Source organism: Tunicatimonas sp. (assembly GCF_049647865.1).
Taxonomy (GTDB): domain Bacteria; phylum Bacteroidota; class Bacteroidia; order Cytophagales; family Cyclobacteriaceae; genus Tunicatimonas.
In genome coordinates this window covers 1-7,651 of the sequence record NZ_JBARYM010000667.1, presented here as the reverse complement: position 1 = coordinate 7,651, position 7,651 = coordinate 1, and the positions used below count along the sequence as shown (strand labels likewise).

Sequence of the window (7,651 nt, the reverse complement as noted above, 5' to 3'; positions counted from 1 at the left end):
GTATTATGGTGCTTGGTGTTATAGTCTATTGAGAGTTTAGGTTTTAGGGATTGGAAAAGTAAAAACTAAGGATTTTTATCTACTGTATCCGCTTCTCAAAGTCAACAATAAATTATCAACTATCACTTAATAAAGCGGTAAACTTAGTAGAATTTAATCAGAAACAACAGCGAGTGACCGCTCGTAATTTACTAGATTATCATTCGCTGGGAACTTTATCGAGGGTTCGTAAGCCTGAATTTTGCCGATTTCGAATGTAGTAGTATATCGCTTGAGCAACACTACTAACTTCCGGTTTAGTTTTAAGATTCTCGGTTAGCAGTATTGTCCAGAAAAATGGCGGTTGATTATCAAGTATAATTTCTTTTACCTTTTTCTCTGATGTTCCAATTCCGATCACTGGAATCTGGTGTTGATACCCTGATTTCCAAAGTGAATTAAACTGGGTTGACTTAGATTTGTTAGTTATAAGAGAACAACAAATAATAAACTCTATTTCTTCGGCATTTTGCTCAATCCAGTTGGGCAAATCTGAGTTTGAAACTTTATGCCAGTACAGAGCGTCCGCTAGCCACTCTTCATTGTCTGATTGATTTTCATCGGCTAGTACCAAATAATTAAAGTTCTGATTATTTAATTTTGCAACTAATGCTCTACCTAGCAATGATTGCGCTCCAGCAATTACCATCATACTTTAAAGACTTTTGATTTTTTTGAAGAACTGAATATAGCAGAAGGATTGTTTATATTTGCAAAAAAAGAAACGGGAAAAAGTTACAGGTTATAAGTTTTAAGTTGAAAAGTGCTTCACATAAAATAAATAACCAGTGACTAGTCCCAGTCTTAATCTGGGATCAACAATTTGACAGTTTAACAATCTAGCAATAGAACCATCGAAATGATTTACGTAAGTCGGAAGGAGCATTTTAATGCAGCTCACAAACTATGTAATCCTAATTGGAGTCGCGAGAAAAATGAAGCAGTGTTTGGACCGTGTGCTAATGAGAATTGGCATGGGCATAATTTTGAAATGATTGTCACGGTAAAAGGAAAGCCTGATCCGGAAACTGGGTTTGTGGTTGATCTGAAGAAGTTAAGTCAAGTAATTAAAACAACTGTTATTGAAAAAGTCGACCATAAAAACTTAAATGTAGACGTAGACTTTATGCGGGGCAAAATGGCTAGTTGTGAGATTTTAGTGGAAGAATTTTGGAAAATACTCGCGCCCGAAGTGGCCAAGATTACTCCTCAAGGGCAATTATATTCCATTCGCCTGTTTGAAACCCATAACAACTTTGTGGAGTTTTTTGGTGAGGGCTTAGAGCCGACTACCACTGAAGTAGCCGAGCAATCACAGCCGGAACCGGTATTGAACCTATGAAATATTATATAGTCGCGGGAGAACGCTCCGGCGACTTGCACGGAGGGAACCTAATCCGCGAGATTCAAAAGTTAGATTCGAAAGCTCAAATTCGCTGTTGGGGTGGCGACTCAATGAAAGAAGCCGGTGGCGTTCTGGTAAAGCATTATCGCGATCTAGCCTTCATGGGATTTTACGAGGTGCTAAAAAATTTACTTACCATTCGGGGCTTTCTCAAATTTTGCCAAGCCGATATACTAAAATTTCAGCCGGATGCCGTTATCCTCATTGACTACGCAGGTTTCAACCTTCGTATAGCTCGGTTTGCTAAAGAAAATGGGTTTCGAGTTTATTACTACATCGCCCCAAAAACCTGGGCCTGGAATGCTGCCCGCACACACAAGCTGCGTAAGTATACTGATCGGGTATTTTCTATTCTCTCATTCGAACTTACTTTTTTCGAAAAGTACGGAGTAAACGTCACTTACGTGGGTAATCCATTAAAAGACGCTATTCGAAGTTTTGAACCAGATACATCATTTCGAGAGAACCACCAAATTAGCCGCGAACCAATTATTGCGCTTCTTCCTGGTAGTCGTAAGCAGGAGATTCAAAATGTGTTGAATACGCTGTTAGAAGTAGTACCTCATTTTCCTAAAGCCCAGTTTGTAGTAGCCGCAGTAGGAAACCTTCCGCCTTCTTATTACGACTCGGTATGTTCCCACTCGCAGATACGTATTGTAACGGATGAAACCTACCAAGTACTCAGTGTCGCTAATTTTGCTATTGTTACCTCGGGCACAGCTACGCTGGAAACGGCTTTATTTGGAGTGCCTCAAGTAGTAGTATACCGAACTAGCACAATTTCTTATCGCATTGCCCGTGCCCTAATTCGGGTTCCGTATATTTCGCTGGTCAATCTGATTATGGATGCCGAAGTAGTCCCCGAACTTATTCAACAAGATTTCTCGGTAGAAAATGTGGTAGCCTGGAGTAAGAAGCTTTTGAAAGACACCAAAGAGCGAGAAAATCAACTTCAAGCCTACGCCAGTCTACAAGAAGTAGTGGGTGATCGGCCCACTTCTAGAATTGTAGCTGAAGAAATAATTAATGATTTGTTACCAAACTGATCATACACTAAAAATACTCACTTTGATAATTATCTTCTATTGAAGAAAGTACTAGAAATTTGCGTGGATTCTCTAGAGTCCGCACTTATTGCCCAAGAGGCAGGAGCTGATCGTATAGAGTTGTGCAGTTGCTTAGAAGTAGGCGGTCTTACACCTGATCCTGCTTTGTTTCTACTTACCCGAGAAAGACTATCTATCCCAATTCACGTGTTGATTCGCCCTCGGATTGGAAACTTTGTGTATACTGAGACAGAACAAGCGGTCATTCTAAATAGTATTGAATTTTTCAATAAACACGAAGCAAATGCAGTGGTAGTTGGCGCTCTCAACCAAGCTGATGATCTAGATCAGCAGTTTTTAACGCATATGCTGGAGGTAACTTCAACCGAATCGGTGACTTTTCATCGGGCTTTTGACTTGGTAAACGATCCACTTCAAACCTTCATACAACTGGAGAAACTGGGTATTGCTAGAGTATTAACATCGGGTCAGCAGCCGGTAGTGGTAGACGGAATTCCGTTGCTCGAGACATTAATGAAGCAGTCTTCAAAAGTCAAGATTTTGGCGGGGGGTGGAGTGAATAGTCGTAATGTGACGCAACTGTTGGATACTGGGATTAGTGAAGTTCATGCTTCGGCTCGGCGACCTGCTTCGCAGAATTTAATCGCTGGCAAAATATCATTTTCAAAACTAAAGCCAGATGAACACCGGTTAGCTGATTTTCAGGAGATTGTTAACTTGCGAAACCAACTTAACAACTACGACGCTCATGTTCAGTAAGATCATTCTGATTCTCTTTTCTTCAGTACTTCTTATAAGTTCTACCAAACCTGCTGCAACAGTGAAAATTATCTCATTTAATATTCGCTATGATAATCCGAAAGACGGTGAGCACCGTTGGGATAATCGTAAAGAGCGGGTGGTTAACTTACTTAAATTCTATCAAGCAGATGTTTTTGGTTTGCAAGAAGCTTTACACCATCAAGTCACCTACGTAGAAGAACACTTTCCGAATTTTCGCCGAGTAGGGGTAGGGCGAGACGATGGAAAAGAAGCCGGTGAGTACTCACCTATTTTTTATGATGCCGACTTGTACGAAAGTACGGCGGAGGGTACTTTTTGGTTGTCAACCACTCCTAACATGCCTAGCAAAGACTGGGATGCCGCATTACCTCGTATTGCTACCTGGGTTCTCTTACGAAACCGATTAACCCGTGATTCTTTACTGATCTGTAACACCCACTTTGATCACCGAGGCGGTACTGCTCGTTTAGAAAGTGCAAAACTGCTAGATCGTAAACTTCTAGAGTTAGCTTCGGACGCTCCCGTTATTCTAATGGGCGATTTTAATAGCAATCCTGAGTCAACTCCGTATAAAACGCTGAATGAGAGTGAGAATTTGGCAGATGCTTGGAATAAAAGTGTGTTACCTCCGGTTGGGCCAGAAAAAAGTTTTAGTGGCTTTGCCGTCACTCCTAACCTGCCGGGCGACCGGATTGATCACATCTTTGTAAGTCCGTCACTAGATGTGCACCGGATGGCAATTATTAGTGAGGAGAAAAACGGCGCGTACCCATCTGATCATTTTCCGGTATTTGCTGAAATTAGCCAATAAGTTTTTATACCCTACTCACGCATATGAAAATTCTTTTTTCTCTACTAGGAATACTTTTCTTCATGAGCTGTTCATCACCTGACTCTTCAAAATCTGAAGTAGAAGAGGTCGCAGTAACTCAGCCTGAAGCTGAATGGACAATGATTAATACCAATAACGAACCGCTGGCGCGCCACGAAAATGCTTTTACTGAACTTAATGGTAAGTTCTATTTAATTGGAGGAAGATCTAATAAACCAATTAATATCTATGATCCGGAGGCGAATACGTGGTCGGAAGGTGCAACGCCGCCGCTAGAAATGCATCACTTTCAGGCTATTCTCTATCAAGATAAAATATACGTGCTGGGAGCCTTTACCGGTAGTTTTCCGCATGAGACGCCTATTCCCGACGTGTACGCCTATGTTCCGGCTACCGATCAATGGGAAAAAGTAGTTAGTATTCCTGAAGAACGTAGGCGAGGAGCGGCCGGGGTAACGGTCTACCAGAATAAAATATATGTATTGTGTGGTATTCAAGATGGGCACTACGATGGACACGTAGCCTGGTTTGATGAATTTGATCCGAGTACCAATGAATGGAAGGAGCTACCAGACGCCCCGAGGTCTCGTGACCATTTTCAAGCAGCTATGATCGGAACCAAACTTTACGCTGCGGGTGGCCGGAATACATCGGCTAAAACCGAACAGACCATGGAGCTAACTATTTCTGAAGTGGATGTTTACGATTTTTCCACGAACGAATGGACTACTATAAATCATCTACCAACAGAAAGAGCCGGAACTACCTCAATAGTCGCTGATAATAACCTGATTATTATTGGCGGTGAAAGTGGCTCGCAAGTGCCGGGACACGATGAAGTAGAAGTATGGAATACTGAATCGGAAAACTGGGAAACCTGGCCTTCGCTCAAGCAAGGAAGGCACGGTACGCAAGCGGTCATTCTTAACGAAGAAATTTACATTGCCGCTGGAAGCGGAAACCGAGGGGGAGGCCCCGAACTAACCAGTATGGAAAAATTGAGCCTTCAGGAAGATTAATAGGATTTGCTACTGGATTGGTGCGATTTTTGTAAAAAAAATAGGTAGACATAGATGCTACCTATTTTCCCAGTAATGAAGAAGTAAACAGTGGGAAGTAAAAATGCAATCTATTGAATTTGAGTTAATCTACCCACTTTTTTGAGTAAAAATTGACAAATTAGTTCAATTAGGTACATTAACGTTGAATTTTTCTAACTGATATTGTTTTCGTTCTACAAAAAAGGAGCTCATAAGGCTCCTTTTGCATTGAATAGGTAAAATCAAATATTCTAGCTAGCGCATCAAGCGGCAGTAAGCTGTTTAAATTTGGACTTCTCGAACCGTTTCTGAGCGTAGTCACGATCAATGGTGAATGCCTTAATTTCGGTCTGGGAAGGAAGCTCGTACATAGCATCTGTGATAATTGCCTCACAAATAGAACGTAAGCCCCGAGCTCCTAATTTGTATTCAACCGCCTTGTCTACAATGTAGTCCAACGCTGAATCATCAAAGGTAATTTCAATACCTTCCATCTGAAAGAGCTTATGGTACTGCTTGGTTAAAGCATTTCTAGGAGAGGTTAAAATCATTTTCAGCGTTTCACTACTCAGCGGGTCAAGGTGCGTAAGTACTGGCAATCGGCCTATTAATTCAGGAATTAAACCGTACTGCTTCAAGTCTTGGGCTGTAACATACTGTAGTAAATTATCTTTATCAATCCGAAAGTCAGAGCGATTGGCCTTTGCTCCGGTAAAGCCTAAAGGTTGGGTATTTAGCCGATTAGCAATTAGACGGGAGATTCCGTCGAAGGCACCACCACAAACAAACAAAATATGTTCGGTATTAATAGCAATCATCTTTTGGTCTGGATGCTTCCGCCCACCTTGCGGAGGTACATTCACACTAGTGCCTTCCAAAAGCTTGAGTAATGCTTGCTGCACTCCTTCGCCACTTACATCGCGAGTGATAGAAGGGTTATCTGATTTACGAGCAATTTTATCAAGCTCATCAATATAAACTATTCCCCGTTCGGCCGCTTCCACTTCGTAGTCAGCCGCTTGCAGTAATCGGGTTAAGATACTTTCTACATCTTCACCAACGTAGCCCGCTTCAGTTAGCACCGTAGCATCAGCAATACAAAAAGGAACTTGAAGGATTTTAGCTAATGTGCGAGCTAAATACGTTTTTCCGGTACCCGTTTCGCCTACCATTACGATGTTCGATTTCTCAATGGAAATCTCCTCATCATCGTCTCGCTGCATTAGTCGCTTGTAGTGATTATACACTGCTACCGACATTACTTTCTTTGCGTCATCTTGACCAACCACGTACTCGTCCAGATGCTTCTTAATTTCCTTAGGTTTAATCAGCGAAAATTCCGGATTAGCCGTCTTCCCCTTAATCTTTAGTTCTTCTTCTAAAATCTGCTGGGCTTGGTTAATGCAGAAGTTACAGATATGAGCGTTGATACCAGAGATCATTAGATCAACATCCTTTTTAGTCCGTCCGCAAAAGGAACAGGTAATTTGCTGGGGCATAATCTCGGCGATTGTTGTTCAGTAAAAGTAGTGAACGAGAGAACAATTTCCCGTTCACTGAAATGGTAAGTTAGTAAAATTTACGATTCGTCGCGAACCTTGGAAGCAACACCTCGGTCAAGCACCTCATCAATTAGTCCATACTCCTTTGCTTCAGTAGGTCGCATCCAGTAGTCACGGTCCGAATCTTTCTCAATTTTTTCAAATGACTGTCCACTGTGGTCGGCCAAAATTTTATATAAATCTTGCCGAAGTTCTAAGGTTTGCTTCAGCGTAATTTCCATATCTTTTGACTGACCTTGCATTCCACCACTAGGTTGGTGAATCATAATACGGGCGTGGGGTAAGGCGGCTCGCTTGTCTTTGGCACCTCCCGCTAATAATACGGCTCCCATTGATGCGGCTAACCCGGTGCAGATGGTGGCTACATCGGGGGTGACAAATTGCATAGTGTCGTACATCCCTAAACCGGCGTATACCGAACCACCCGGGCTGTTGATGTATAAGGAAATATCTTTTTTCGGATCTACTGATTGTAAAAATAAAAGCTGAGCGGTAATGATGTTAGCAATCCCTTCTTCAACCTGCATACCCAGAAAGATAATTCGGTCCATAATCAGACGAGAAAAAACATCAATTTCCCGGAAGTTAGTAGGACGTTCTTCAATAACTGCCCGAGTCATATTTTCTACTCTATCAACGTAGCTGTCGAATGTAAGGCCGTTAATGCCTTGGCCCTTCACGGCATATTTACGAAACTCTTCTTTGTTAATCATATAATAGTGGTTTTAATGAAATATTATTCAGTACGACGATTGCGCAACATGCATATTGTAACGCGCGGCTGAGTTAGAAGTTATTTGGTCTCCTCGGCAACTTGGTTAAACTCGTCAACGGTCACTTCTTTTTCTTCAACCGTAATTTTCCCCTTTATATGATCAAAGACTTTATCAGATTGCACCTGATTAAATACTTGCATATAATTG

At 41.7% G+C, this 7,651-nt stretch carries 7 protein-coding genes and 1 pseudogene; 5 read left to right on the top strand and 3 right to left on the bottom strand.

Annotation, left to right across the window (positions count from 1 at the left end; all coding sequences use genetic code 11):
• Positions 1-199 precede the first annotated feature (199 nt).
• Entirely contained in the window at positions 200-691 is a 492-nt protein-coding gene (locus tag WBA23_RS19520; protein WP_424583959.1) for a hypothetical protein, read from the bottom strand.
• 207 nt (positions 692-898) lie between these two features.
• Here WBA23_RS19520 and WBA23_RS19515 point away from each other — a divergent pair.
• The 5 genes and pseudogenes from WBA23_RS19515 to WBA23_RS19495 all read left to right on the top strand — a co-directional run.
• A pseudogene (locus WBA23_RS19515) lies at positions 899-1,315 on the top strand (6-pyruvoyl trahydropterin synthase family protein); the annotation flags it as partial.
• Positions 1,316-1,377: 62 nt separating this feature from the next.
• Positions 1,378-2,490, top strand: coding sequence for a lipid-A-disaccharide synthase (lpxB, locus tag WBA23_RS19510; protein WP_424583958.1), 1,113 nt, complete (start codon positions 1,378-1,380; stop codon positions 2,488-2,490).
• 39 nt (positions 2,491-2,529) lie between these two features.
• On the top strand, positions 2,530-3,270 hold the full coding sequence (locus tag WBA23_RS19505) for a copper homeostasis protein CutC (RefSeq protein ID WP_424583957.1): 741 nt from the start codon (positions 2,530-2,532) through the stop codon (positions 3,268-3,270).
• Positions 3,260-4,105: an endonuclease/exonuclease/phosphatase family protein gene (locus WBA23_RS19500; RefSeq protein WP_424583956.1), complete on the top strand. Its 846-nt coding sequence runs from the start codon at positions 3,260-3,262 to the stop codon at positions 4,103-4,105. The genes WBA23_RS19505 and WBA23_RS19500 overlap by 11 nt, the downstream gene beginning before the upstream one ends.
• Positions 4,106-4,167: 62 nt before the next feature.
• Positions 4,168-5,145, top strand: a complete 978-nt coding sequence (locus WBA23_RS19495; RefSeq protein ID WP_424583955.1) for a Kelch repeat-containing protein — start codon at positions 4,168-4,170, stop codon at positions 5,143-5,145.
• 284 nt (positions 5,146-5,429) lie between these two features.
• Here WBA23_RS19495 and clpX read toward each other — a convergent pair whose 3' ends face one another.
• A complete protein-coding gene (gene clpX, locus WBA23_RS19490) occupies positions 5,430-6,665 on the bottom strand; it encodes an ATP-dependent Clp protease ATP-binding subunit ClpX (RefSeq protein WP_424583954.1) in 1,236 nt (411 codons plus the stop codon).
• Positions 6,666-6,745: 80 nt separating this feature from the next.
• Positions 6,746-7,441, bottom strand: a complete 696-nt coding sequence (locus tag WBA23_RS19485; RefSeq protein WP_424583953.1) for a ClpP family protease — start codon at positions 7,439-7,441, stop codon at positions 6,746-6,748.
• Positions 7,442-7,651 lie beyond the last annotated feature (210 nt).